General features: G+C 38.2%; 23 protein-coding genes. 3 read left to right on the top strand and 20 right to left on the bottom strand.

Translation table 11 applies throughout. From position 1 onward, the window contains the following. Positions 1-36 precede the first annotated feature (36 nt). Positions 37-225, top strand: coding sequence for a YjzD family protein (locus tag ACE025_RS10100; RefSeq protein WP_485939546.1), 189 nt, complete (start codon positions 37-39; stop codon positions 223-225). Positions 226-271: 46 nt separating this feature from the next. Here ACE025_RS10100 and clpB read toward each other — a convergent pair whose 3' ends face one another. Then, the gene (gene clpB / locus ACE025_RS10095) at positions 272-2,887 is read right to left on the bottom strand and encodes an ATP-dependent chaperone ClpB (protein ID WP_485939545.1); all 2,616 of its coding nucleotides are present in this window, start codon (positions 2,885-2,887) and stop codon (positions 272-274) included. 167 nt (positions 2,888-3,054) lie between these two features. On the opposite strand from clpB, the gene ACE025_RS10090 reads away from it, so the two are divergent. Then, positions 3,055-3,990, top strand: a complete 936-nt coding sequence (locus tag ACE025_RS10090) for an NADP-dependent oxidoreductase (RefSeq protein WP_485939544.1) — start codon at positions 3,055-3,057, stop codon at positions 3,988-3,990. A gap of 119 nt (positions 3,991-4,109) precedes the next feature. Here ACE025_RS10090 and ACE025_RS10085 read toward each other — a convergent pair whose 3' ends face one another. Next, positions 4,110-4,451, bottom strand: coding sequence for a metal-sulfur cluster assembly factor (locus tag ACE025_RS10085; RefSeq protein WP_485939543.1), 342 nt, complete (start codon positions 4,449-4,451; stop codon positions 4,110-4,112). Positions 4,452-4,498: 47 nt separating this feature from the next. After that, positions 4,499-5,257 carry a prolyl oligopeptidase family serine peptidase gene (locus tag ACE025_RS10080; protein WP_485939542.1) on the bottom strand — a complete coding sequence of 253 codons (759 nt, stop codon included), beginning with the start codon at positions 5,255-5,257 and terminating at the stop codon, positions 4,499-4,501. Between the two features lie 101 nt (positions 5,258-5,358). Between ACE025_RS10080 and ACE025_RS10075 the strand changes: the two genes are divergently transcribed. Further along, positions 5,359-6,171 carry a Cof-type HAD-IIB family hydrolase gene (locus ACE025_RS10075; protein WP_485939541.1) on the top strand — a complete coding sequence of 271 codons (813 nt, stop codon included), beginning with the start codon at positions 5,359-5,361 and terminating at the stop codon, positions 6,169-6,171. Between the two features lie 45 nt (positions 6,172-6,216). Here the strand turns inward: ACE025_RS10075 and ACE025_RS10070 are convergent, their stop codons facing one another. From ACE025_RS10070 to ACE025_RS09990, 17 genes are all read right to left on the bottom strand, one after another. Further along, complete coding sequence (locus tag ACE025_RS10070) at positions 6,217-7,119, bottom strand: YitT family protein (protein WP_485939540.1); 903 nt, start codon at positions 7,117-7,119, stop codon at positions 6,217-6,219. 181 nt (positions 7,120-7,300) lie between these two features. Then, positions 7,301-7,714 carry an OsmC family protein gene (locus tag ACE025_RS10065; RefSeq protein ID WP_485939539.1) on the bottom strand — a complete coding sequence of 138 codons (414 nt, stop codon included), beginning with the start codon at positions 7,712-7,714 and terminating at the stop codon, positions 7,301-7,303. Between the two features lie 20 nt (positions 7,715-7,734). Continuing rightward, positions 7,735-8,181: a hypothetical protein gene (locus ACE025_RS10060; RefSeq protein ID WP_485939538.1), complete on the bottom strand. Its 447-nt coding sequence runs from the start codon at positions 8,179-8,181 to the stop codon at positions 7,735-7,737. A 128-nt stretch (positions 8,182-8,309) separates the two neighbouring features. Next, complete coding sequence (gene rplS / locus ACE025_RS10055) at positions 8,310-8,657, bottom strand: 50S ribosomal protein L19 (RefSeq protein WP_092480138.1); 348 nt, start codon at positions 8,655-8,657, stop codon at positions 8,310-8,312. Between the two features lie 156 nt (positions 8,658-8,813). Then, positions 8,814-9,545 carry a tRNA (guanosine(37)-N1)-methyltransferase TrmD gene (trmD, locus tag ACE025_RS10050; protein ID WP_485939537.1) on the bottom strand — a complete coding sequence of 244 codons (732 nt, stop codon included), beginning with the start codon at positions 9,543-9,545 and terminating at the stop codon, positions 8,814-8,816. Then, positions 9,542-10,060 (bottom strand): ribosome maturation factor RimM, encoded by a 519-nt coding sequence (rimM, locus tag ACE025_RS10045; RefSeq protein ID WP_485939536.1) that lies wholly within the window; start codon positions 10,058-10,060, stop codon positions 9,542-9,544. The genes trmD and rimM overlap by 4 nt, the downstream gene beginning before the upstream one ends. 147 nt (positions 10,061-10,207) lie before the next feature. Next, on the bottom strand, positions 10,208-10,450 hold the full coding sequence (locus ACE025_RS10040; RefSeq protein WP_485939535.1) for a KH domain-containing protein: 243 nt from the start codon (positions 10,448-10,450) through the stop codon (positions 10,208-10,210). A gap of 14 nt (positions 10,451-10,464) precedes the next feature. After that, on the bottom strand, positions 10,465-10,737 hold the full coding sequence (rpsP, locus tag ACE025_RS10035; RefSeq protein ID WP_485939534.1) for a 30S ribosomal protein S16: 273 nt from the start codon (positions 10,735-10,737) through the stop codon (positions 10,465-10,467). 103 nt (positions 10,738-10,840) lie between these two features. After that, a complete protein-coding gene (gene ffh, locus ACE025_RS10030) occupies positions 10,841-12,268 on the bottom strand; it encodes a signal recognition particle protein (RefSeq protein ID WP_485939533.1) in 1,428 nt (475 codons plus the stop codon). 15 nt (positions 12,269-12,283) lie between these two features. Further along, positions 12,284-12,628: a putative DNA-binding protein gene (locus ACE025_RS10025; RefSeq protein WP_485939532.1), complete on the bottom strand. Its 345-nt coding sequence runs from the start codon at positions 12,626-12,628 to the stop codon at positions 12,284-12,286. Positions 12,629-12,817: 189 nt separating this feature from the next. Further along, on the bottom strand, positions 12,818-14,419 hold the full coding sequence (locus ACE025_RS10020) for a PTS transporter subunit EIIC (protein ID WP_485939531.1): 1,602 nt from the start codon (positions 14,417-14,419) through the stop codon (positions 12,818-12,820). Between the two features lie 204 nt (positions 14,420-14,623). After that, a complete protein-coding gene (gene ftsY, locus ACE025_RS10015) occupies positions 14,624-15,631 on the bottom strand; it encodes a signal recognition particle-docking protein FtsY (RefSeq protein ID WP_485940095.1) in 1,008 nt (335 codons plus the stop codon). A gap of 25 nt (positions 15,632-15,656) precedes the next feature. Continuing rightward, on the bottom strand, positions 15,657-16,475 hold the full coding sequence (locus ACE025_RS10010; protein WP_485939530.1) for a Cof-type HAD-IIB family hydrolase: 819 nt from the start codon (positions 16,473-16,475) through the stop codon (positions 15,657-15,659). Positions 16,476-16,503: 28 nt separating this feature from the next. Further along, positions 16,504-20,073 carry a chromosome segregation protein SMC gene (gene smc / locus ACE025_RS10005; protein WP_485939529.1) on the bottom strand — a complete coding sequence of 1,190 codons (3,570 nt, stop codon included), beginning with the start codon at positions 20,071-20,073 and terminating at the stop codon, positions 16,504-16,506. Positions 20,074-20,245: 172 nt separating this feature from the next. Next, positions 20,246-20,965 carry a ribonuclease III gene (gene rnc, locus ACE025_RS10000; RefSeq protein WP_485939528.1) on the bottom strand — a complete coding sequence of 240 codons (720 nt, stop codon included), beginning with the start codon at positions 20,963-20,965 and terminating at the stop codon, positions 20,246-20,248. A gap of 162 nt (positions 20,966-21,127) precedes the next feature. Then, positions 21,128-22,966: an oligopeptide ABC transporter substrate-binding protein gene (locus ACE025_RS09995; RefSeq protein ID WP_427355613.1), complete on the bottom strand. Its 1,839-nt coding sequence runs from the start codon at positions 22,964-22,966 to the stop codon at positions 21,128-21,130. A gap of 17 nt (positions 22,967-22,983) precedes the next feature. Beyond that, positions 22,984-23,895 (bottom strand): ABC transporter permease, encoded by a 912-nt coding sequence (locus ACE025_RS09990; RefSeq protein ID WP_485939527.1) that lies wholly within the window; start codon positions 23,893-23,895, stop codon positions 22,984-22,986. Between the last annotated feature and the right edge of the window lie 14 nt (positions 23,896-23,909).

The raw sequence follows: 23,909 nt of genomic DNA, 5'->3' as shown, positions 1-23,909 counted from the left end.
GTAAAATGAGGTTGATAGAAAGAAGGTGTTGATCCCATGAAGTATATTACAACCTTGTTTTGGGGATTTTGTTTAGGACAAGTCGTTAACTATATCGGTAGTTCGTTAACGGGTGGAAGTTATTCTTTTACGACAGCCACAGTAACTGGTCTACTAAGCGGATTTATAGTCATCTTGTTGGCTAGTACAGTTTCTAAACCTCATCAAGACGAACAACGATCATAAAAAACAGTATAAAAAAAACAAGCCGGAACTGAGTCCGGCTTGTTTTTTATTCTTCTTCTTTAGTCACTACTTCAATGGTCAACTGATCTGCAATAACCGTCAAAACGGCTTTTAATCCAGGGTATAACTTACCTTCAATAATCAATCTGGCAATAGGTGTTTCAACCTCTTTCGTTATATAGCGTTGCAGCGGTCGAGCCCCGTAAGCAGGATCATATGCTTTGTCCGCTATCCAAGCCTGAGCCTTTTCAGTAACCTCCAAACCGATTTCTTGTTGCTCTAATCGTTTTTCTAAATCTTTGGTCATTTTCAAGACGATTTTCTTCACCACTCCAAAGTTTAAAGGAGCAAATAAAATTGTATCATCGATACGGTTTAAAAATTCAGGTTTGAAGTTTGCTCTCAACAGACCGAAAACTTGATCTTTTGTTTGCTGTGAAATTTCACCATCTTCACCGGTTCCATCTAATAATAGATTTGATCCGATATTGCTGGTCATGATTAATACGGTATTCTTAAAGTCTACAACGCGTCCTTTAGAATCTGTCAATCGCCCATCATCCAACACTTGCAGTAATATATTGAAGACATCGGGATGCGCTTTTTCAATTTCATCCAATAAAATGATTGTATAAGGGCTTCTTCTGACAGCTTCTGTCAATTGGCCGCCTTCATCATACCCTACATAGCCAGGAGGCGCTCCTACTAATCTGGATACCGTATGTTTTTCCATATACTCACTCATATCGATACGAACCATATGATCTTGTGAATCAAATAAGTTTTCAGCCAGCGTTTTTGCTAACTCCGTTTTACCTACACCTGTTGGTCCTAAAAACATAAAGGAACCTAAGGGCTTATTCGGATTTTGAATACCAGCACGTGCCCGAATCACAGCATCAGTCACACTGTCGACTGCCTCATCTTGCCCGATTACTCTAGCTTTCATGTTCTCAGCCAGTTGCAGCAGTTTTTCTCTTTCCCCTTTTACCAATCGGCTAACCGGAATCCCAGTTTGTCTTCCAACTACTATAGCAATTTCTTCTTCAGTAACGGATTCTTGCACTAATCGAATCACATCAGCATTGGTTTTTATTTGATCAGCTTCCGCTTCAGCCAACTCTTTTTCTAAAGCAGGTATCTCACCATGACGTAAAATAGCTGCTCTTTCTAAATCGTATTGGTTTTCAGCCTCTTCCAGTTCATGACGCAATCGGTCAAGGTGTTCTCTTTTATCTCTCAACTGAGAAACTTGATTTTTTTCAGTCTCCCATTTCAATTGCAATTGATGCGCTTCTTCTTTTAAATCAGCCAGCTCTTCTTGAATCAAATCTAACCGGCGTCGGCTGCCTTCGTCTTCTTCTTTTTTCAGCGCGGCTTCTTCGATTTCTAACTGCATCAATCGTCTTCTAACTTGATCCAATTCTGTAGGCATGGAATTCATTTCCACTCGGATAGTTGCGCAAGCCTCATCCACTAAATCAATTGCTTTATCTGGTAAGAATCGATCAGTGATGTACCGATTAGACAATGTAGCAGCAGCTACTAAGGCATTATCCTGAATGTTTACACTGTGATAAATTTCAAAACGTTCTTTTAATCCTCTTAAAATACTGATCGTATCTTCTACAGTTGGTTCATTTACCAATACTTTTTGGAATCGGCGTTCTAAAGCTTTATCAGTTTCCATATATTTGCGGTACTCATCTAGAGTGGTAGCACCGATACAATGCAACTCTCCGCGTGCCAGCATGGGTTTCAAAAGGTTTCCTGCATCCATGCTTCCTTCTGTTTTACCTGCTCCTACAATCGTATGAATTTCATCAATGAACAAGATAATTTGTCCATCGCTTTTTTTCACTTCTTTTAATACTGCTTTTAACCGTTCTTCGAATTCACCTCGATATTTTGCTCCGGCAATCAAAGCACCCATGTCCAGCGAAAAAATCGTTTTGTCTTTTAAATTCTCTGGGACATCATTCCGTACAATACGTTGAGCAAGCCCTTCAACAATAGCTGTTTTACCTACACCTGGTTCTCCGATCAACACAGGATTATTTTTGGTCTTTCGAGATAAAATACGGATGACATTTCGTATTTCTTCATCCCTGCCGATAATTGGATCTTGCTTACCGCTTTTTACTGCTTCAACCAAGTCTATTCCATACTTGTTTAGTGCTTCATAATTTTCTTCTTGGTTTTGAGATGTCACTCTCTCTCCTCCTCTTAATTCCATAACCTTCTCGCGCAATTGTTTTTCAGTTAATCCCTGTGCCAGCAAGTTTTTCGTTAAGACATAATTCTTCATCTTCATTAGTGCTAATAGAGTCACTTCAGTTGAAATGTATTCGTCTTGAAGAGAATCGCTGATAGTTCCGGCTTCAGTCAGCAAACGATAAAGATTTTGACTCATAGTTTGACCATATTGAACACTATTCCCTTGTACAACTGGTAACCTGTTTAACTCTTGATCAATTTGAAACTCAAATTGATTTGTATCTACGCCTACTTGTTCATAAATATTTCTAGCAAAATGGTTGGGTGTTAAAAATATTTTCCATAGATGAACGATATCTATCTCTTGGTGTTGTCTTGTTATAGCGATTTGTTGAGCTTCACCTAGAGCTTGTTGCATCGTGCTGGTTAATTTGTCTATTTCCATAAAATCACCGCTCCTTTTACATCACATTTACTATTTTTATTTTACTCCATTCATTAAAAATGGCAAATATTTGCATCAAACAAATTATTTTCAACTTTTCACTTCTCTCTATATACTTGGTACAAGATACAAGATTTTAAGTTAACCATAAATGAAAGGGTGTTGAAATGAAAGCAATAGTCATTAATCAATACGGCGGATCAGAACAGCTGGTAGAAAAAGAACTGCCTGTTCCAGAAATAGGCGATGATCAAGTGTTGATTGAATTGAAAGCTACTTCGATTAATCCAATCGATTGGAAAATGAGAGCAGGTTATTTAAAAGAGATACTGCCTTATGATTTTCCGATTATTTTAGGCTGGGACGCAGCCGGAATCATAAAAAAAGTAGGTAAAAATGTGATTGCCTTTTCTGTAGGCGATAAAGTGATGGCTCGTCCAGCCACTACACCTAGAGGTACGTATGCAGAATATACAGCCGTAGAGGAGCATCTAGTCAGCCAACTGCCTGACAATATTTCTTTCGAAGAAGCCGCCGCTGTTCCGCTTACGGGTCAAACAGCTTGGGTGGCATTAGTTGAGCTCGGCAAAATAAAAGAAGGTGACCGTGTGTTGATCCATGGAGGATCAGGCGGCGTAGGTCATCTGGCAGTTCAAATTGCCAAATACTTCGGAGCTTATGTAGCAGCTACAGCCAGTGGAAAGAACGAAGACCTTGTGAGATCACTTGGTGTTGATGAATTCATCAATTATCAAAAAGAAGATTTTGAACAAGTGTTATCTGACTTTGATTTCGTGCTGGATACCCAAGGCAGAGAAATCCAAGAAAAAAGCTACACTGTCCTTAAAAAAGGCGGCACTTTGGTTTCAATCGTAGCTCCTCCAGATAAAGAAAAAGCAGCTGAGAAAGAAATTCATACAGGCTACTTCTTCTTAGAACCGACTGGAGAACGAATGGAAGACTTAGCAAAACTCATTACAGAAAACAAATTAAAACCTGTTATCGGGAAAACATTCCCTTTTACTCAAGAAGGCTTACGAGAAGCACACGATGTGAGCGAAAACGAGTCCATTCCTGGCAAGGTTGTGATTCAGATAAATTAAATTTTCTATCAAAAAAAGAGGACCGCTTTTTCGGGCCTCTTTTTTTATTTACACTTAATTCATTTATTGATCAAATAAAAATTCAAAGGACTTTGATTCTCTTGATTTTTTTTGTCCTCTTATCTGATGCCTAATGCGATTCTGGCATATCGAGACATTTTAGAAGTATCCCAAGCCGGGTACCAGACTAGTTTCACTTCGCTCGTTTGAACTTCCGGTACACTTTTGAGGGCTCTCATGATTTCTTCTGTGATAACATCTGCTAACGGGCACCCCATTGTTGTCAGCGTCATCTTGACCACACAATGTCCCTGTTCCAACAATTCCACACCGTAGACTAATCCTAAATTAACAATATCAATCCCCAATTCCGGATCAATCACTTGCTCTAACGCAGCCATAATCCGCTGACTGATTTCGATTCTTTCTTCTTCAGTCCATAAAGACACATCTTCAGACATAATTCACATTCCTCTCTATTTCTTAGTGTTGACTAACCATAGATTTTTTACAATTTATCTTTAAAGAACTTGGCCATCTCAACAGATATTGCATAAGGAACTTTATGGATTCCACCGACAGTCGTTTCAAATTGGACATTTTCAGCGTAAGGTTTATCTTGTATCATTTGAATGAATTTTTTTGTCAAAGAATAAGGAACTAACTCATCCTTTGTTCCGTGCCATACATAAATAGGACGTCCATTGATTTTTTCAGGTTGCAGATCCAATGAAATATGCTTTAAAGGTTCCATAGCTTCATTTACTTGCTGCTCCGTCAATTGAATGTCTAACCCCTCTGCCCATGGTGCATTTAGAAGCCATTTCGAAAAAGCGATTGGTGAAGGAGTTCCCATCAAAACACTTGCAGCTTTGATCCAAGGAAATTGTGTCAACATTGCATTAGTTGTAATACCTCCCATAGAAAGTCCAGCTACCCCTATTTTTTCTGGATCTGTTAGTCCTTGTTCTACATAATAATCTTTCAAGACAGTGATTTCATTCAAATTATGTAGAATAACATCCCAAAATTCCATGTTTTCAGGAGATGAAGTACTAGTTTTTCGCTCTCCATGTAAATAAGCTTCAGGCAATAACGCACGAAATCCTTGCTTAGCCAACTCGTAGCCGTTCACCATGGAACTTTCTTTTGAACTCGTCCATCCGTGATAGAAAAATACAGTTGGCAGCGTTTCAGAAAAATGCTCCTGTGAAACTATTTCTAACAAAGGCAAGCCTTTAACGATTACATTTTTAATGGAAATCAAATCGACACCTCTTAATAGTTATTTTTTTCTCAGTGATTTTATGGTAGTGTATGTTTAACTACTTTTTTTATAGTTTAGCATAAAAACGTTGGAGGATACAGATGAATAGAAAGCTAATCGCTCTTGACTTAGATGGAACTACCTTAAACAATCAGTCACAAATTTCTCAAAAAACTCGTGATGTCTTGACTCGTTTAAAAAAAGAAGGACACATCGTCTCAATAGCTACTGGAAGACCTTACCGCAGCAGTCGTCAATACTATGCAGAATTGCAATTGGATACACCGATTGTAAACTTTAACGGCGCATTGTGCCACAAGCCTGCTGAATTAGCTTGGGAGTCTCAATACCATAAAACACTTAATAGAGAAATCGCTATTGATATGCTCTCGTTGCGCAAAGATATGGATATCCAGCTGATTGCAGCTGAATTGCGCGACTCTGTTTATGTAGACGACGATTTTATTCCTTATGAGGACTTTTTTGCTACCGGAAAAAGTATGTCTTTCAAACTTTCAGAAGACTCTTTGAAAGAAGAACCAACAGCTATCAGTATTTTTACAGGCAAAGAAAATCAGCAAGTCATCACAGACAAAATCATCCATCGCTATGGTGATGCAGTTGAAGTGAGAACTTGGGGAGGTCTAACGCCTTGTTTAGAAGTAGTTGCTGCTGGCGTGCAAAAAGCCATGGGTGTGGAACGTATTGCACAAGTTTATGGAGTTCACCAAAAAGATATATTGGCTTTCGGAGATGAAAACAATGACTACGAAATGATCCAGTATGCTGGACATGGTGTCGTGATGCATAATGGAATCGATGAATTAAAGTCGATTGCGGATGACGTGACAGACTTTTCCAATCATGATGATGGTTTGGCACTTTATTTGGAAAAATATTTCCGTTTAGACTAAAATAAAAAAGCATTGGATCAAATTGATCCAATGCTTTTTTATTGATTAAAATACACTGCTTGCTCTGCGCTCTTTCTGCTGTTCGCTATTCAAAAATTCGCCCATTACTTTATTCGTTTGCATAAAGTTGACAAATGCTGCAGCATCAGCTTCCTTAACAGCTTGTTCTAAACTGTAGATTTCATAGCGTGAAACAACGATCATTAAAACAGCACGGTTCGTTTTGCTGTATCCGCCTGTAGCCGGTAAAACTGTAACGCCTCTGACTAATTCTTTATGGATAGCTTCTACTAAGGTATCCGGATCTGTCGTTACGATCATTGCCGTTACTTTTTGGTGACTCGTATGAATAGTATCTACCACTTTGGTAAAAGCATAAATGGATAAAATCGTATAGAAAGAATACTCCCATCCAAAAGTAGCTCCTGCTGTTATTGCAATGATAGCGTTCAGAACCATCATTAAGTTTCCGATAGTTCTACCAGTCGTTTTAGCTAAGACCATTGCAATAATGTCCATACCGCCCGTTGAAAATCCATATTTCAATGCAAAACCTACTCCAGCTCCTCCAATCACTCCACCAAACAAAGCACTCATGATTGGATCAGGAGTTAGTTGAATGACTGGCAAGACAACCATTAAGATAGACACTAGAAATGAAGAAATAAAACTTAACATAGTAAATGTTTTCCCTATTTTAAACCAACCTAAGATAGCGATCGGGATATTCAATAATAGAATGATCAATCCTGTTTCAAGTTGTATATTCAAATATTCTGATGTAATACCCGTAAATAATTGCGCGAAACCATTCAAACCAGATGCATAAACATTCGTTGGGATAAAGAAGAAGTTGAAAGATACCGCTCCTGTTATCGCTGAAAAAACCAATACAATCACAATTTTTAACGATTCCCACCATGCAACGGGAGTTTTAAAATTTTTCACCACAACACCTCCATAAGATAATTCTAGACAAGAATAGCAACAAACTAATATGAAAGAAAGATAAACTTAATGACATTAAGAAAAGTCTCATTGTATCCGCTTTACAATAAGAGTCTGTTAAGTATGTTTTTTCAGTGCATAAAAAAACGAAACAGACAATTGCCTATTTCGTTTTCACTGCTTATTCTACTATTTTGACAGTTACCGTTTTGCTTCCTTGTAGAAGCTTGGCTACCGGACATCGTTTTTCTGCCGATTGGACGATGCGGTCAGCTTTATCAAAAGGCAGACCTTCTATTTTAGCCAACGCTAATACTTCAAAGAAATAACCGCCCTTTTCTTCTGGCACCAAATCGATATGCACTTCTACTTGACTTTTATGTTTTAAGCCTCTGCCCTTCAACAAGGCTTGGATAGTGGCATTTAAACAGGTACTTAAAGACAGCCCTAGTAGTTCTTCAGGATTAGTCCCAGGTTCTGGACTCAATGGATCAGAGATTGCTACTCTTAATCCATCATTTTTCACAAAGGCTTCCCCTTGCAAGGCTTGATCATTCACTACTTCTGCATGAAATAAACTCTTTGGATGAGCCATGTAATCCCTGCCTTTTATGTTTATTTTTCTTCTTCTACAGCTGGTTCCAGTACTTTCTCTATTTCTTTAATAATTACTTTAGCAATCGTAGAACCGAATACCATCATCTCATAAGCTGCTAGAACATCGCTTGTCGTACGACTCAGCTGTTTTAAATAGATTTCTCCATCCCCTGCTAAAACCACACTGTAATAGCCCGCTTTCACTTGATTCAATTCATTCAACAATTCAAGGATCTCGGCTTTTTTAGTAAAATCTTTTACATATGCTAATTTGTGGTATGTAATCTGAAAATCAATTGATTTAGCTTCTTTACTGTCAAACACTATCCCGAATGGCAATACCCTTGTTTTCGTCAATCGAAAGTTTCCATTAAATAAAATTTGACCATTTTTCAATTGGCTTTTCTTTAATGGAATGTTTTTTTCTTTTAAATAAACCTCAAAGTTTTCAATCGTTTCTGACAATGTTATTTCCCCCTACCTCACTTAAATTTCTTGCTCCCTTTATTATAACGTAAATAATCCAGAATATATAGAATAAAAAAAAAAGCCTGATCATCTTGACAGATGATTCAGACTTTCTTCTTTTCGAATTAACGGCGAGCTTCTTTGATACGAGCAGCTTTACCATGTAATTTACGGATGTAGTACAATTTAGCACGACGTACTTTACCTTGACGAATAACTTCAAGTTTAGCAACACGTGGAGAATGTACTGGGAATGTACGCTCAACACCAACACCGTAAGAAATTTTACGAACAGTATAAGTTTCGCTGATTCCTGCACCGCGACGTTTGATAACTACGCCTTCGAATAACTGGATACGTTCTCTTTCCCCTTCAACAATACGTGCGTGTACACGAACTGTATCTCCAGGACGGAAACTAGGAATATCACTACGTAATTGTTCGCTAGTAATTGCTTCAATTAATTGACTCATGAATTTTTTCTCCTTCCAACAAATATTCGTATATCTCCATTCGGATACAGCGGAATATCGTTAATAGCGGTGGTTTGCCCACTCACCAAATAACTTTATCATATTATAGAATACCTGTAAAGTATTTTTTCTTTATTGAGCTGATTTCATAGCAGCTCAGCTTTGTTTGAATTCTTCCAGCCAGCTCTTTTGTTGATTAGTCAATTCCATATGATCCAACAAATCTGGTCTTCTTTCAAAAGTCCGTCTCAATGATTCTTTCTCTCGCCACTCTTCAATAAGCTTATGGTTCCCGCTCAATAGAACTTCCGGTACATCCATGCCTCTATAAGAAGCAGGTCTTGTATAATGAGGATGTTCCAACAGACCTGTTGAGAAAGAATCTGTTACAGCTGATTCCTCATTGCCCAGTACCTCAGGCAACAATCGTACTGTAGCATCTATCACCACCATAGCGCCCAATTCCCCGCCTGTCAGCACATAATCCCCAAGTGAGACCTCATCTGTCACGATTGTCCGGATACGTTCGTCATACCCTTCATAATGCCCGCAAATAAAAACTAAATGCTCCGCTTCAGCTAGTTCTTCAGCTTTCTTTTGATTAAAAGGTTCACCTGCTGGATCAAGCAAAATCACTCTTTTTTTAGTATCAGGGTGTTTCTCTTGAAGATGATCAAATGCATCGAAAATAGGTTGAGCTTTCAAAAGCATTCCAGCTCCGCCGCCATATGGATAATCGTCAACGTGTTGATGTTTGTTTCCTGAGAAGTCGCGGAAATTCAAAACATCTAACGACAGCAGATTTTTTTCTACAGCTTTTCCGATAATGGATTCTGACATCGGACCTTCAAACATACGAGGAAATAATGTAAGAACATCTATTTTCATAAATCTTCTAGCCCTTCCATAAGATGAACCGTCACAACTTTCTCCTCCAAGTCGACGTTCAGTACGCAATCCTCAATATACGGAATCAATAGATCTTTTTGTTTTTTTCTTTGGATGACCCATACATCATTTGCTCCAGGCTGTAAAACTTCTTTGATCTTACCGATTTCGCGACCAGTATCGTCTACTACAATCAAGCCGATGATTTGGTGCAGATAAAATTCATTCTCTGACAAATCAGTTAATTGGTCTTCTGTTATTTTCAAAACACCATCTCTATATTGCTCAACAGATTCGATTGTAGGGTGATTTTCAAACGTCAGCAAATCAAAGTTTTTATGTTTTCGGTGACTAGCTACTACCAACTCAATGGGTTTTGATTTCTCTTTTTCTAAAATCAGCACTGAACCTTTTTTATACCTTTGTTCTGGAAAATCAGTGACTGATATCACTCGAACTTCACCTTTGATACCATGTGTATTCACTATTTTTCCAACATTGAATAATTTTTCCATTCGATTCCCTCATTTAATTCGTTTTTATCGTTCTCTCAGACTTATTTTACTAGGAATTATCAAGATGTCTACATTAGATTACTTTTTATCGTTAAAAAAAAGAAAAAACCATTTCTCTAAAGAAACGGCTTCGTCTTATGATGGATATTAATTGTCGACAATGGTCAATCTTACACGCTTAGGTCCTTGAACCTTTGCGCTGTATACAATCGTTCGAATAGCTTTCGCTACACGACCTTTTTTACCGATCACTCGCCCAATATCTTCTTCATGAACGCTTAAATGGTATTCAATAAATTCATCGGTTTCATCAGTCTCCAAAGTGACTTCCTCCGGATGACTGACAAGCGGATGAACGATTGCAAGAATCAATTCACTAATGTCACTCATATTAAACATCCCTTTTATTTACTGTATTTAGAATCGTGGAATTTTTGCATAATACCTTCACGAGAAAGGATATTACGAACAGTATCTGAAGGTTGAGCACCATTGCTTAACCATTTAAGAACTGATTCTTCGTCGATTTTTACTTGAACAGGTTCAACAACTGGGTTATAGTAACCAATTTCTTCGATGAAGCGGCCATCACGTGGAGAACGTGAATCAGCAACTACTATACGATAAAAAGGTTTTCTTTTAGAACCCATGCGTTTCAAACGGATTTTTACTGCCATACTTTAACACCTCCATTAACAATCTCACAAAAGATAGTTTATCAGTTATTTCCATGCTTGTAAAGTGTTTTTTCTTTACACTTCATTTTTTATGCGTTTTTTTCTATTTTTTCTTTTTACGAACGACTTTTTTCTTTTTCTTTTTGTTTTTTCTGGCCATTTGGTTCATTGCCAGCTTCCCTAATTTGCCTTTTACGCCATTTCCAAATAAATTATCCATCCCTTGGAAATTGCCGTTAGACATTTTATTCATCATTTTTTTCGACTCGTTGAATTGTTTGATCAAGCGATTGACTTCTACTAATGGACGTCCTGACCCTTTAGCAATTCTTTTTCGTCTGCTTTGAGAAATAATATCTGGGTTTTCTCTTTCTTTAGGTGTCATAGAGAGAACGATAGCTTTCATTCGAGCCGTATCTTTTGGATCAATCTGCAATTGATCCAATCCAGGCATATTATTCATTCCTGGGATCATTTTGATAATATCTTCTAAAGGTCCCATATTGCTGACTTGGTCCATTTGATCGATGAAATCATTAAAATCAAATGTATTGTCCCGGAGCTTTCCTGCCATTTCTTCTGCTTTTTTCTCATCAATGTCTTGTTGAGCTTTTTCGATCAGCGTCAACATATCCCCCATACCTAAAATACGATTTGCCATACGATCTGGATGGAATGGTTCTAAAGCGTCAAGCTTTTCTCCTTGACCAACAAATTTGATTGGTTTTCCTGTAACGGAACGGATAGATAATGCCGCCCCACCACGTGTGTCTCCATCTAATTTAGTCAGAACGACCCCTGTTACGTCTAATTGCTCATTAAAGGACTTGGCAACATTGACTGCATCTTGCCCAGTCATAGCGTCCACAACCAAGAAAATCTCAGAAGGTTCAGTAATTTTTTTGATATCGGACAATTCCGTCATCAAGTTTTCATCTACGTGCAAACGTCCAGCCGTATCGATTAAGACTAAATCGCGACCCGTTCTAACAGCTTCTTCGATACCTTTTTGTGCGATCTCAACCGGACTTACTTGGTCGCCTAATGTGAAAACAGGCATGTCCAATTGATTCCCGATAGTTTGCAACTGTTGGATAGCTGCAGGGCGATAGATATCGGCTGCAACCAGCAATGGACGCTTGTTGTCGTTTTTACGGACATAGTTAGCAATCTTACCAGCAGTCGTCGTTTTACCTGCTCCTTGTAAACCAACCATCATTACCACTGTTGGTGGTTTAACAGAATAATTGATCGTAGCAGTTTCCCCACCCATTAATTCTGTCAGCTCATCATTTACGATTTTGATAATTTGTTGACCTGGAGACAAACTTTCTAAAACTTCCGTTCCAATTGCACGTTCACTTACTTTATTTACAAACTCTTTGACAACTTTAAAGTTGACATCGGCCTCTAGTAAAGCTAATCGAACTTCTCGCATCATTTCTCTAACGTCAGCTTCAGATACTTTACCTTTACGACGCAATTTCGTCATCGCATTTTGGAGTCTTTCTGTTAATCCTTCAAATGCCATATTTTTCCACCTATCCTACTCTTCATCATTTGTTTGTCTTAATTTTTCGATTTCAGCTTTCAATGCGATATCTTTTGGATAATGAGCAGTCACATATTCTTCCAACTGATCAATAATAGTATTAGTTTCGCTGAATTTTTTAAACAAGTTCAATTTTTCTTCGTACTCAATAAGAATCTTTTCAGTTCGCTTGATATTGTCATAAATAGCTTGGCGGCTCACATTGAATTCGTCCGCTATTTCACCAAGAGAAAAATCATCTCTATAATACAATTGCATGTACTCTTGTTGTTTATCTGTCAGTAAAGCACCATAAAAATCAAATAAAGAATTCATTTGATTTGTTTTTTCTAATTCCATTATCGACTCTCTCCTAGTACTTACTGTAAAGTGTTTTACTTTTACACACTACTTTAGATTACCTATTTTTCCTCTTTTAGTCAATAGAAGCTGGACTTTTTCTCCAAATCTAGAACCCTTTTCACTCGTATGGACAAACAAAAATAAAAATAAGGAAAAGACTCGAGGTCTTTTCCTTATCGTATTGGATTATTTTTTCAAATATTCATCAATATTAGATTTGATGTTAGAAACTTTTGGTCCATAGATAACTTGAGCATTCGTTCCTTTAAGGACGACTCCTGCAGCTCCCGTTGATTTCAACAAACTTTCATTAACGAGTCCGCCATCTTTCACTGTCACTCGCAAACGAGTTGCACAGTTGTCGACATCCACTAAGTTACTAGCACCGCCTAGTCCTTCAACAATATCTTTCGACAAGCTGTCTTCATTGGAAGAACCTTCTTCTTTTCCGCCTTGCTTTTTAGCTTGGTAATCTGCTTTTGTATATAATTTCGTTTCTACTACGTCATCTTCACGTCCTGGAGTTTTTAAATCAAACTTCAAGATGAAGAAACGGAATACAAAGTAATACACTAAAGCATAGACTATTCCCACAAGAACTACTGGTATCCAGTTTGTGACAGATTGTCCAGGTAAAATTCCGTACAATACGAAGTCGATCAATCCACCAGAGAATGTCAATCCTACTCCAACATTTAAGAAATGCATGAGTGCAAATGAAAATGCAGCCAGGACACAGTGTACTCCAAAGTATAATAATGGAGAAGCAAATAAGAATGAGAACTCAAGCGGTTCTGTGATCCCTGTAAATACTGAAGTTAAAGAAGATGACGTCATTAATCCTTTAACATCTTTTTTGCGCTCTGGTTTAGCTGTATGATACATCGCTAAAGCAGCCGCCGGGAAACCAAAAATCATGAACGGGAACATCCCTGAGAAGAATTTAGCTGCATCCGCACCAACTGGCAGACCATTTGCTAATTGAGCAAAAAGAATATTTTGCGCTCCTTCTACGGTTTGTCCTGCAATCTCTGCAGTACCACCCAAAGCCGTTTGCCAGAATGGCAAGTAGAAAACATGGTGCAATCCTAGCGGGATCAATGCACGATAGATATATCCGTATAAGAATGTACCTACATATCCTAGATCAGCCACCAACGAACCCAGCCATGCGATAAATTGAGCTGCAAAAGGCCATAGGAATGCTAAGGCTACCCCAGCAACGATACCACCTAAAGCCGAAACGATTGGTACAAAACGTGTACCTGCAAAGAAAGATAAAGCATCCGGCAAGTCGATCTTATAGTAGCGATTATGTAAGAAAGCTACTATAGAACCAATAATGATTCCGCCAAAAACTCCTGTATTCATAGTGTTTTCGAACCCAAGGAAGCTGCTCATCAATCCTGGGATAGAAGATAATTCTTCCATGTTACCAAAGTTGGCTACTGTACTGGTTAAAGCAGCATACATCATAAAGTAAGCTACAACTCCAGAAATAGCAGCAACTTCTTTAGCAGCTTTAGCAAATCCAAGAGCAACAGCTACTGCAAATAATAGCGGCAGATTGTCAAAAATGATTTGTCCACAATCTTTTAGGATCGTCAACACTTTGTACAGAACAGTACCTTTTCCTAACAACCAATCTAAATCATATAAATTAATAAATGCGTCTCCGGTAAAAGAAGCTCCTATACCGAGAAGTAACCCAGCAATCGGTAATAATGCAATTGGAAGCATAAATGTTTTACCCATTTTTTGCAAGGTTTCAAAAATCTTGTCTTTCACAATAATTCCTCCTATAAATTTTTAACTGCAGCTTTACTGAAATCATCCACCTTATAGCGCATAGGATTTCAGACCACGAATCGAATAATAGCACATTTTGAAAATAGGAACAATATTCAAGATTATTGGATAAAAATTAAAAAGCACAACAAAAATGACGCCTCCAGCATTGGAAGCGTCTGCAATATCTAGATAAAAAGATTTTTATAATGTATCTTTAATCAATTCGCTGAATAAGCCGAAAACAAACTCATTTGGGTTGAACTCTTCTAAATCGTCCATACTTTCACCAAGTCCTACGTACTTGACCGGTATGCCTAATTCTTTACGAATCGCTAAGACGATCCCACCCTTAGCTGTTCCGTCTAGTTTAGTCAACACGATTCCAGTGACATCTGTTGTTTCTTTGAACTGACGAGCTTGGATCATGGCATTTTGACCTGTAGTTGCATCAAGAACCAGCAACACTTCATGCGGTCCATCTGGAACTTCTCTGGAAATAATTCGTTTCATTTTTTCCAGCTCTTTCATCAAATTCACCTTATTTTGCAAACGACCAGCAGTATCTACAATAAGGATATCAGCATTCTCATCTTTTGCACGTTTAACAGCATCGAACACGACTGAAGCAGGGTCTCCACCGGCTTTCCCAGAAACAACTGTCGCTCCAACACGCTCTCCCCAAACTTCCAATTGTTCGATAGCTCCAGCTCTAAACGTATCTCCCGCGGCTAGAACAACTTTCTTGCCTTCATCAATGTATTGGTGAGCCATTTTAGCGATCGTAGTTGTTTTTCCTACTCCATTTACTCCAACAAACAAAATGATCGTCAGTCCGTCTTTATTCAGTTGGATAGAACGGTCTCCACTTTCGCTTTCTTCATAAATATCTACCATTTTCTCAATGATTACTTGCTGAACATCATTTTTGTTTTTGGCGTTTTTCAGTTTCACTTCTTGGCGTAATGCTTCTGTGATTTCCATCGTTACTTCGAACCCGACATCCGACTCGATCAAAACTTCTTCCAGATCTTCAAAAAAGTCTTCATCGACCGTACGGAAGTTCGCAAACAATTCATTCATACGACTAGAAAAAGTTTTCCGAGTTTTCTCTAGTCCTTTTTCATATTTTTCAGTTGTTTCAGATTGCTCGACGGGTGTCTCTTTCTTTTCACCGGTAAAGGCTTGTTTAATGCGGTCAAATAACCCCATATCTTCATCCCCTTTTTTACTTTGTTTAATGTACTTCATTCAAAATGAATCGTTCTACTGCCCGAGCAATGCCATGGTTATCATTGGAATCTGTAACGTATTGAGCAATTTCCTTCAAAGCAGGTGTTGCATTTCCCATAGCGATTCCCATTCCGGCGTATTCGATCATAGCATGATCATTCGCTTCATCACCAAAAGACATCACTTCGTCCGCAGTAAGTCCAAGCAAATTACACAACACTTCTATTCCGCGGCCTTTATCCACTTCTTTATTCATCATCTCAATCAAAATAGGACGTGATTTTACGATCGTGAACTTTTCATAGAACTCTGTTGGAATATGTTTGATTTCTTGCTCCAAAACATTTTCTTCATAACAAAACAGAATTTTGTTGAACCGGATATCGTCTGGAAGTCCCTCTAATGTCGTATACACAAAAGGCAATGCCGGTTTGGTTTTCTTATACCATGACTCTCTCCCGTTTGGAGCCGGCATTTCGTAAATATTGTCCAAGTCCAACAAGTTGCACGGCAAATTGATTGATTTGCTCAGCTCATACAACTCAATAGCCTGTTCTTTTGACAAAGACTTTTGAGACAAAATTTCTCCTGTATCAGCTTTTTGCACCAGACCGCCGTTATAAGTGATGACATAGTCCCCAGCTTCTCTGAGATTCATTTCATCTAAAATAGCTGCTACACTGAGCAGGGGACGCCCAGTACAAATGACTACTTTGACGCCCTTTTCCTTTACTCTTCTTAACGCTTGTTTGTTTTCTAATGAAATACTGCCATCGCTTTTCAACAATGTACCATCTAAATCAATTGCAATCAATTTGATCATGTATAGAATACTCTCCTTGTCTTCTCGCTTACTTATTAACAGGTACAGCTTCTAATTCTTCCAAACGAACAGAAACGATTTTTGACACTCCTGATTCTTGCATCGTCACCCCATATAAACCGTCAGCTTCTTGCATTGTACCTTTACGGTGAGTGATTACGATGAATTGAGTATCTTTTTCAAATCTGCGTAAATAGCGACCGAACCGAACCACGTTTGCTTCATCTAAAGCCGCTTCTACTTCATCTAAAATACAAAACGGAACAGGTCTCACTAATAAAATAGAAAACAACAAAGCAATCGCTGTTAAAGATCGTTCTCCTCCAGAAAGCAAGCTGAGTTGCTGCAATTTCTTCCCAGGTGGCTGAGCAATAATTTCAATCCCTGTCGTCAACATATTAGACGGGTCTGTCAGCTTCAGTTCAGCAGTCCCTCCGCCGAACAATTGTTGGAAAACGAGAGTGAATTTGCTTTGAATGGCTTCAAACAGTTCAGAAAAACGCTTGATTACTTCCGTATCCATCTCGTCCATCGTTTCAAACAAACTGTTTCTAGCCTCTTCTAAGTCAGCCTTTTGTTCTGCTAAGAAGGTATACCGTTCATTAACTCGCTCGTATTCTTCAATAGCCGCTAGATTGACCGTTCCCAGCTCTTCGATGCCTTTTTTCAATAATTTGACTTTTCGTTTAGCCTCTTCTAAAGAGATTTCAATCACATAATTGGCTGCGGCTGCTTCATAAGTCAATCCATAGTCCTCGCTCAAAATCATCAAACGAGTCTCGATAGCTACATCCAAGCGATTCATCGCTACTTCAACCATTGATTTTTGCTCTCGGATCGCTTGATGCTGATTATGTTTGAGAGAAACTTGTTGATCCAATGAATCGATTTCTTCTTCTGTTTTTCGCAATTCATGTTTATTAAGTTTCAACTCTTCTTCAATCAGCGTTTTATCTGCTCTTAATCTTGCTAAAGATTCTTCCAACTCTTTTTGAGTCAGTTGATGGTCTCCATCATACAAAGTCGTTGCTTCCAGCTGATTCTCTAAAGCAGACAATTGCTGTTTTAGTTCGATGATCGTATCTGATAAGCGTTGTTCTTCTTTTTTTAGACCAATTAAGTTTTCTTGAAGTGTAGCTGATTGAGTAATCAATAACTGATATTGTTCTGTTAGTTGATTTTTTTTCAGCTCTTTTTCTTCATTTTGTGAAGAGACCATTTCCAATTGTTGTGTCAGTTCAGCCATTTTTTCCTTGGCTGCAGCTAATTCAATTTCAATTTCATTTAGTCTTTTCATTGTTTCGTCAGCTTCTTGTTGCGCCGCTGATTCTTCGTATTCCTGTGCTTTCAACTCACGTGTCAATCGGTGTATTTCTTCAGTGATATAACTTGCTTTGCTTTTCAGTTCTTGCTCTTCCAAGCGCTTTTGCTCACCAACAGCACGCAATTCATTCATTGATTGCTCTTCTTTTTTCTCTCTTTGTTTTAGTGCTCGAATTTCTACTTCTTTCTGGTGCATCAACTCATCCATTTTTTGAATTTGCTCTTTTAATGATTGCAATTCATTTTTTCTGGATAATAAACTGCCTCTGTTGCCTTGTTTGTTCGATCCACCTGTCATTGAACCGCCAGCATTCATCACGTCGCCTTCTAGCGAAACTACTCGATATTTGTACTGGAAATGTTTTGCCAAACGGTTAGCAGATTCTAGATTCTCCGCAATCAGCGTTGTCCCTAATAAATTTTGAAGAACGCTTTTGACAGCATCTGGGTATTGAATAACTTCGCTACCAACACCAATATAACCTGGAATCGATTGAGCCTGAGTTTGAATAGCTGCTGGTAAAAATCGTGGTTTAATAGCTGTCAAAGGTAAAAATGTCGCTCTGCCGGAGTGTTTTTGTTTTAAGTATTGAATAGCCCGACGACCGCTCGTATCATCTTCCACAATGATGTGCTGTCCAGCAGCTCCTAATGCGATATCAATAGCCAGCTCCATTTTTTTTGGTACCTCGATCAGCTCTGTGACAGCTCCGATGATACCGCCCAGGCGTTCTTTTTGTGTAAGAACTTCTCGAACACCTTGATAAAAGCCTGTATAGTCATCGCTTAATTCTTTCAAGCTGTCTCGCTTAGCTTTAGCTTGCTGAATGATACGCATAGCTTCGTATAATTGGCTCTCCTTTGATTCGCGTTCTTTTTTGATTGTTTGGAGCAAGGCTTGTTTCTCTTGGAACTGCAGCAGTTTTTCAGCAATTTCTTGTTGTACTTGTTTCAATTGAGCCGTTTGAGCAACAGATGTCTCAGTAAGTTGCTCTAACTCATGGGATAAGCTTTGTTTAGAAGTGAGTGATCTCGCGTTTCTTAACTCATATTGAGAAGTACTTTTCTTTAAAAAAGTTTGTTCATTTTTCAAAGATGTTTCTTGCTGCATCCATTCAATGTATTCGTCACGCAAATGATCTTCCATCTGTTTTTGATTTCCAGATAACAATTCGCGTTCTTTTTTAATCGTTTTTAAAGACTTATCCAACTCTTTTTTTTCTTTCTCTTTTATTTCTTTATTATTGACAGTTTCATCTAGTTGACGAGTGGCGTCTTGTATTTGATTCAGCAACTGCTGCTTGTTTTGAAGGGCTTTTTCTTTGTTTTCTTGAGTATGCTTATTACGTTCTTTCAACACACTCCTTTTCCCTTCTAACTGTTCCATAGATTGGATAGAATGCATCAATTTTTCTTGGTAATCGTCTGCTTTTTCAGAGAAAATGTGTTTCGCTTTACGCAAATTCAGTAAATCAGCTTCCATCTGATCGGTTTGCTGCTTCATTTCAGCTAACTGACGATCAAAACCTGCTTTTTGGTTGGTTTTTTCTGACAATTCTTGTTGATATTGTTGGATTTCTACTGCAGTAAGAGAAATTTCTACATCTTTCAACTGTTCTTTTTGCTGCAAGTAATCCTTCGCCATAGTGCTTTGTATTTTCAGTGGTTCCACATGTGATTCTAATTCATACAAAATATCTTGGACCCTATTTAAATTATCTTTTGTTTCCAATAACTTTTGTTCAGCTTTTTTCTTTTTCGTTTTGTATTTCAGTACTCCAGCGGCTTCTTCAAAAATAGCACGACGGTCCTCTGGTTTACTATTAAATACCGATTCAACTTTTCCTTGAGAAATAATGGAAAAAGACTCTTTTCCCAACCCCGAATCCATAAACAAATCAACGATGTCTTTTAAGCGACACGGTTTTTTATTTATGTAATACTCGCTATCTCCAGAACGGTGCAAACGTCTTGTGATACTGACTTCTGAGAAATCAAGAGGCAAGAAATGATCTTCATTTTCTAATACTAAGGTTACTTCAGCGATATTAACCGGTTTACGTGAATCAGATCCGGCAAATATAATATCATTCATTTTCCCACCGCGTAAACTTTTTGCAGATTGTTCTCCCATGACCCAACGAATCGCTTCAATGATGTTGCTTTTTCCGCTTCCGTTTGGTCCAACAACGGCCGTTACGCCTTCGTTAAATTCGATAGTCGTTTTAGCAGCAAATGACTTAAAACCACTAATATCTATTTTCTTTAATTGCACGAAGACTGGCTCCTTCCTATATTTTCAATTTAATGGAGCCACAAGGACTTACCCATTTGATTCCTGTTATGATGATAAAACCTTCTTTATCATTACACAAACAACGAAGGTTAGCCACAACTCCTAACTTTCGTTGTCTGTGTAATGTATAGAAAGCTATCATTTGTTACTGTTAAACCTGCATGTCTTCTATCTCATCTGCTTCTCGCAAGTTTTCTAAGGCATTCGCTGCAGCGATTTGTTCAGCTGCTTTCTTCGACTTCCCTTTTCCTTGTCCTAGGATATTGCCTTCTGCCAGGACTTCGACTAAAAATTCCTTTTCGTGAGCAGGACCTACTTCTTCGACTAAAACATAATCAATTGAAACTTCACCATTCCGTTGCAGGAATTCTTGTAAATTAGTTTTGTGATCCATCACATGTGAAAAAGCGCCGGACTTGATTCGAGGAAAAACGGTTTGATTCAAAAAACTGTTTACTCCGTCTAATCCTTGATCTAAATATAATGCACCAATGAAGGATTCAAATAAATCGCATAATAAAGAAGGTCTCTTTCTGCCATTCATTCGCTCTTCGCCTTTCCCTAAGAGAATATAACGGTCAAACCCATATTCTTTTGCAAACTGGCTTAAGCTCGCCTCACAAACGATCGCAGCCCGCAACCTTGTTAATTTGCCTTCTGGGAGAGTTGGGTATTCATTAAACAAATACTTCGTGACAGTTAATTCTAAGACGGCATCTCCTAAGAACTCGATACGTTCATTATCCTTCAATTCCAATTCCCGGTGCTCATTCACATATGATGAATGGGTAAATGCTTCATTCAAAAAATCAGTGTTGGTAAACTCAATTTGAAATAATGATTTTAATTTTGTTAGTAACTCCTCATTCATTTCTGATTCCCCTTTTTCATCAAAATACTCTTACTGCCTTATTATACTGGTTTTCAATAGAAAAATAAACTTTAATCAGAGATTCTTCCCTTATCTGATGGTTGCTGAAGTAAAAAAAGAAGTCGGAGTGTAAGCTCCGACTTCTTTAAAGAAAAGGTATATTTATTCTGTAATTGCTTCGTCTTGAGTAACTCCAACTGCGTGCCATCCAAAGCTTGGATCTGCATCGTAACCCCAGTCATAGTTTGCAACACGGTCATTAACTGGTAATACTTCATTACGGAACAATGTAGGAATGATTGGAGCTTCTTCAGCGAAGTATGCTTGCCAGTCATGGTATTGATTAGTAACCCACTCATTATCCCATGCATCACCGTTATCGTCACTTGCTCTTCCTGAAATTTTATCAAGGAATGCATCATTCTCATCGCTACTCCAACGAGTGTAGTTGAATGCAGAATTGCGGCCGTATAACCCTTCAGGATTAGGATCAGTACCAGTTCCCCAAGCAGCTTGATAGATATCGATTCCTTCATCATCTGCTTCAACGCGGTCATAGAAACTGTTAAATTCAAGTAAGCGACCATCTGTTAATTGAACGTTCAATCCAACTTGTTTCCATGATTGCATGTAGTATTCTGCAATTGGTTCAGCAGTATCTCCACCAGCCATTGATGCAAAATTGATCACCAATTGTTCTCCATTTTGATCTTCACGGAATCCATCTCCATCAACATCTTCAAAACCAGCGTCATCTAACAATTGATTTGCTTTATCAGGGTCATATGTGTAACCTGGAACATCTGCATTATGGAAATCTCCAAACACTGGAGGAATAGCAGTATTCGCATTAGAACGAAGACCGTTGTAGAATTGAGTTGCTACAGCATTGTTATCGATAGCATATCCCATAGCTTGACGTAACTCTTTGCTTGACATTTTAGCTTCTGGATTCGTTATAACTTCACTGTTTTCAGCATCCCATTCACCTAGTTTGAATCCAATGTAAGTGTAAGCCAATTCTTCTCTACCTAAGATAGTGTAACCAGGTAGATCAGCATAAGTTGGGTACTCATCTGTCGGCATTGATAACGCCATATCGTATTCTCCATTTTGAAGTGCAGCAACGATACTTTCAGGAGGCACAACTTCTACTACTACTTTATCTAATTTAGGAGCACCTTTATAGTAATATTCATTTGCAACATATTCAACAGACTCACCAGGTACAATATTAGATACTGCAAATGGCCCAAATCCAATTGGATTTTTGCGGATTTCATCCGAACTTTCCAAATCTTTGATAGCAATATTTTCTAATTGATGCTTAGGCATTGCACCACTCCAAATTCCACCACCTGATTGCAACATACCAGGATGAACTTCTAAGTATTGGATTGTAATGCTCTTATCGTCGTTCACAGTAATTCCTGAAATAGTATCTGCTTCACCACTATTGTATTCTTCCATACCTACAATATTTGTCATTGTAGCATCGTAGCGTATACCTGTATAATCCGGGCTTCCGATTACTTCGTATGAATACAGTAAATCTTCCGAAGTCACAGGCTCGCCATCTGACCAGGTAACACCTTCATTAACAGTCAATGTAGCTGTTTTTGCTTCCTGATTAAAGTCTAAACTAACAGCTCCATCATTTGTGATTTGGAAATTTTCATCTGTTGAGAAAATTTCTTCTACGTTAAATTGCATTAATCTAGAATCATAAGCATCTTCATATAGTTCTAAACTGAAAAGTCCTTGGAACGGAGAACTTGTTACTAAAGCAACGTTAAGCGTTCCTCCATCCATAACTTCGCCTTCATTTGTAACTGCAGTTTCAAATTCAACGATTCCACTTTCTTCAGTACCTTCTGAGGCAGCACCTTCGCCACCATTTGCAGATGATTCAGTTCCCTCGTCTGAACCTCCGCCACATGCAGCTAAAATCAATGCCAATGCAGCTGAACCTGTAAACAAACCTAATTTTCTTTTACTCATGTAATTCTCCCCTTTTCTTATCCTAATCGTTGTTTAGAGTCTGCCGCACGTTTCAATGCTTGGCCGACATAGTTTATACACAACATCAGTACTAAGATCAATAATGATGCTGGCAACCAAACCCAAGTTTTATTCTCCAAAATATCTGGAGAAGTTGCATAACTAACCAATGTCCCTAAACTTGGAGTATTAGACGGAAGTCCAAACCCAAGGTAAGAAAGGCCAGTTTCGATTCCAATATTTGCCGCGAAGTTCAACGTTAAATCCACAATAATCAATGAACTTAAGTTCGGCATGATTTCTCGGAACATAATTTTCAAAGAACTGGTGCCCATAGTTTTAGAAGCACTTATATAGTCACGTCTTCCTTCGGATAAAGCTTTACTCCGAACGAGACGTGCTTGTCCAGTCCAGTAAAAAGCGCTCATAATAAAAATGAATGTCCAAACATCGTAAGTTGGTATGATTGTAATGAAAACAATAATCAACATTGTTGTAGGTAATACCATGATGAAGTCTATGATACGCATTAGAATATTATCTACTAATCCACCATAATAACCGGCAATCAACCCCATAGTTATACCAACTACGCTGGTAATAAAAGTAACAGCAATCCCTATTAAAATAGAGTTTCTACCACCAATCAGCAATTGTCCGAAAATATCTCGTCCTCCTGAGTCGGCTCCAAGTAAAAATTTATCACCAGGTGGTGCATATTGATCTAATAAACTGACCCACATAACCTGATCTTGATCAATCACGTAAGAGCCGATCATGATACTTAAAATCAGACCAATCATAAGTATCAAAGCAATTAAAGCACCTTTATCTTTAGCAAATTCTCTAGCAATAACTTTGAATCCCATTGGCGGTACACTTGTGTTCATATCTTGTGTTTGTGCTTCTATATTTGTATTAGCAGCCATTTAGTTTCATTCCT

This window comes from Desemzia sp. AGC72 (assembly GCF_057334175.1).
Note: the sequence above shows the minus strand (reverse complement) of the source record. Positions and strands in the feature narration are given on the sequence as shown.

Bases quoted from the DNA above. Each gene is read 5' to 3' on its own strand.
- ACE025_RS10010 (WP_485939530.1), bottom strand. From the start codon at position 16,475: ATGATCAAATTGATTGCAATTGATTTAGATGGTACATTGTTGAAAAGC.
- rplS (WP_092480138.1), bottom strand. From the start codon at position 8,657: ATGAGTCAATTAATTGAAGCAATTACTAGCGAACAATTACGTAGTGAT.
- ACE025_RS10090 (WP_485939544.1), top strand. From the start codon at position 3,055: ATGAAAGCAATAGTCATTAATCAATACGGCGGATCAGAACAGCTGGTA.
- ftsY (WP_485940095.1), bottom strand. From the start codon at position 15,631: ATGGGGTTATTTGACCGCATTAAACAAGCCTTTACCGGTGAAAAGAAA.
- ACE025_RS10100 (WP_485939546.1), top strand. From the start codon at position 37: ATGAAGTATATTACAACCTTGTTTTGGGGATTTTGTTTAGGACAAGTC.
- ACE025_RS10065 (WP_485939539.1), bottom strand. From the start codon at position 7,714: ATGGCTCATCCAAAGAGTTTATTTCATGCAGAAGTAGTGAATGATCAA.
- rpsP (WP_485939534.1), bottom strand. From the start codon at position 10,737: ATGGCAGTAAAAATCCGTTTGAAACGCATGGGTTCTAAAAGAAAACCT.
- ffh (WP_485939533.1), bottom strand. From the start codon at position 12,268: ATGGCATTTGAAGGATTAACAGAAAGACTCCAAAATGCGATGACGAAA.
- ACE025_RS10040 (WP_485939535.1), bottom strand. From the start codon at position 10,450: ATGAGTGACATTAGTGAATTGATTCTTGCAATCGTTCATCCGCTTGTC.
- trmD (WP_485939537.1), bottom strand. From the start codon at position 9,545: ATGAAAATAGATGTTCTTACATTATTTCCTCGTATGTTTGAAGGTCCG.
- ACE025_RS10025 (WP_485939532.1), bottom strand. From the start codon at position 12,628: ATGGAATTAGAAAAAACAAATCAAATGAATTCTTTATTTGATTTTTAT.
- rimM (WP_485939536.1), bottom strand. From the start codon at position 10,060: ATGGAAAAATTATTCAATGTTGGAAAAATAGTGAATACACATGGTATC.
- ACE025_RS09990 (WP_485939527.1), bottom strand. From the start codon at position 23,895: ATGGCTGCTAATACAAATATAGAAGCACAAACACAAGATATGAACACA.
- ACE025_RS10075 (WP_485939541.1), top strand. From the start codon at position 5,359: ATGAATAGAAAGCTAATCGCTCTTGACTTAGATGGAACTACCTTAAAC.
- ACE025_RS09995 (WP_427355613.1), bottom strand. From the start codon at position 22,966: ATGAGTAAAAGAAAATTAGGTTTGTTTACAGGTTCAGCTGCATTGGCA.
- ACE025_RS10085 (WP_485939543.1), bottom strand. From the start codon at position 4,451: ATGTCTGAAGATGTGTCTTTATGGACTGAAGAAGAAAGAATCGAAATC.
- clpB (WP_485939545.1), bottom strand. From the start codon at position 2,887: ATGGAAATAGACAAATTAACCAGCACGATGCAACAAGCTCTAGGTGAA.
- rnc (WP_485939528.1), bottom strand. From the start codon at position 20,965: ATGAATGAGGAGTTACTAACAAAATTAAAATCATTATTTCAAATTGAG.